The organism is Dietzia sp. CW19 (assembly GCF_014145265.1).
Classification (GTDB): Bacteria; Actinomycetota; Actinomycetes; order Mycobacteriales; family Mycobacteriaceae; genus Dietzia; species Dietzia natronolimnaea.
Genome location: NZ_JAALEE010000522.1, coordinates 1 through 1,195, shown reverse-complemented (window position 1 = coordinate 1,195; position 1,195 = coordinate 1). Strand labels below are relative to the sequence as shown.

Sequence of the window (1,195 nt, the reverse complement as noted above, 5' to 3'; positions counted from 1 at the left end):
CGCCGGGCCACCGCGCGGCCGATGCCGCCCGAGGCGCCGGTGACCACGACGGCACCCGCCCGGCGGCCCGTGCTCATCGGAGGTCGGTCTTGAGGATCTTGCCCGAGGCGTTGCGCGGGAAGGACTCCACGAACTCCACGGCGCGGGGGCGTTTGAAGTTGGCCAGGTGCTCGCGGCAGAACCCGAGGACGTCCTCCTCGGTGAGCGACGAGCCCTCGCGGCGCACCACGAAGGCCTTGCCGACCTCACCCATCCGGTCGTCCGGGACGCCGATGACAGCGGTCTCGACCACCCCGTCCAGGCGCGCGAGCGTCTGTTCGACCTCGGCGGGGTACACGTTGAACCCGCCCGTGATGTACATGTCCTTGAGCCGGTCGGTGATCCGCAGGTTGCCGCGGGAGTCGATCTCGCCCACGTCGCCGGTGTGGAGCCAGCCGTCGGGGTCGATGGCCTCCGCGGTGTTCTCCGGGTCGTCGAGATACCCCTGCATCACCATCTCGCCGCGGGTGAGGATCTCGCCGGAGTCCCCGATCCGGATCTCCATGCCGGGGTACGCCCGCCCGCACGTGGTGGCGACGGTGACGTCGTCGTCGTCCGCCGTGGTGGTGGTAATGAAGCCCATCGTCTCGGTCTGGCCGTAGGCGGTGAGGACGGTCTCCAGGCCCAGGTCGGACTGCATCCGCTCGACCAGGACCACCGGGACGACCGAGGCGCCGGTCACGGCCAGGCGCAGGGAGGACAGATCGAATCCCGCCCGGTCCGGGGCGTCCAGGATCGTCTGGAAGATCGTGGGGGCACCGGGCAGGACGGTGGCGCCCTCGTCCTGTACGAGCCGCATGGTCTCGGTGGGGGAGTACACGGCCAGCGGGATGACGGTGGAGCCGAAGAGTGTGCAGACCAGGAAGCCGGCCTTGTAGCCGAAGCTGTGGAAGAACGGGTTGACGATGAGGTAGCGGTCGCGCTCGGTGAGTCCGCCGTTCGAGCCCCACGCGCGGGCGCCGGCGACCGTCTGGCGGTGCAGCGCCACCACGCCCTTGCTCTTTCCCGTGGTGCCGGAGGTGAACAGGATGTCGGCCACGTCGTCGCCCGTCACCGAGTCGGCGCGGGCGTCGGCCCGCGCGAGCGCGGAGTCGGTGGCCTCCGCCTGGAGGTCGGTGAAGTCGACGACGGCGAGGTCGGCGGTCGCGGCGTCGCC

1 protein-coding gene is annotated in these 1,195 nt (G+C 71.0%); it reads right to left on the bottom strand.

Translation table 11 applies throughout. The annotated features are described in order from the left end of the window. Window positions 1-73 precede the first annotated feature (73 nt). The coding region (locus G6021_RS14795; RefSeq protein ID WP_182641608.1) for an AMP-binding protein at window positions 74-1,195 on the bottom strand (1,122 nt) is incomplete at its 5' end.